We start from the raw sequence: 751 nt of genomic DNA on the forward strand, positions 1-751 counted from the left end.
GTCGATCGTTAATAAGCCGAATTGGGCTGAACTGGACAGTTGAGCGTTGGCCAGAGTGAGAGCAGGAAGAGGGACAAAAGGTCTCTGAGCCAAGCCAGGACACGGCGGAGGTTGTGGCCAACGGCCGAGAGGAGAACGTTAGCGGCATCTCCGGCGCGGCCTTTGAGATAGCAGCGGCCAAGGTGACCTTCGTTCTTCATGTGTCCGATGATGGGCTCGATGGCGGAACGGCGGCGTAGCTCGCGCTTGATGACGCCGAAGACGCCGCGCTTCTGGCCCGAGATGAAGACGCGGCGCGGATTTCGTGTGTCGTGGCCGCGATATCCCTTGTCGACATAGGCCCGTTCGATCGGGCAGCCGGTGAGGCTCTCGGTGCGCTCGATGACGTCGCGAAGGGTGTGACCGTCGTAGGGGTTGTCCGGCAGCGAGCAGGCGTGGAGCACGAACAAGCCGCCGGGAGCTCTTTGGTTGTTGGTGACGATGGAGGCCTTCACGCCGAACTCATAGGGCGCGGCGGCCTTGCCCTTGCCGATGCACTCGACCTCTGGAGCATGGAAGGAATACAACTTCCAGCCGCGCTGGCGCTGCTGCTGCGAGCGGATCTGGGTGGCTCGGCTCAGCGGCAGGGCGAATGCCTCCTCCAGTGCGGCCTGGGCCTCGGTCTTGCGGCGAATGTCGCGGATGATCCGGCCCGGCCGGCTGCGCAGAAGGCGCAGCTGTCGCTGATGCCGGTTGAATTGTTTGGCATGAG

General features: G+C 63.5%; 1 protein-coding gene. It reads right to left on the reverse strand.

From position 1 onward, the window contains the following. Window positions 1-8: 8 nt before the first annotated feature. Window positions 9-751: transposase (locus IVA87_RS04065; protein ID WP_247332810.1), on the reverse strand; the 743-nt coding region annotated here is incomplete at its 5' end.

Source organism: Bradyrhizobium sp. 147 (assembly GCF_023073935.1).
Lineage (GTDB): Bacteria > Pseudomonadota > Alphaproteobacteria > Rhizobiales > Xanthobacteraceae > Bradyrhizobium.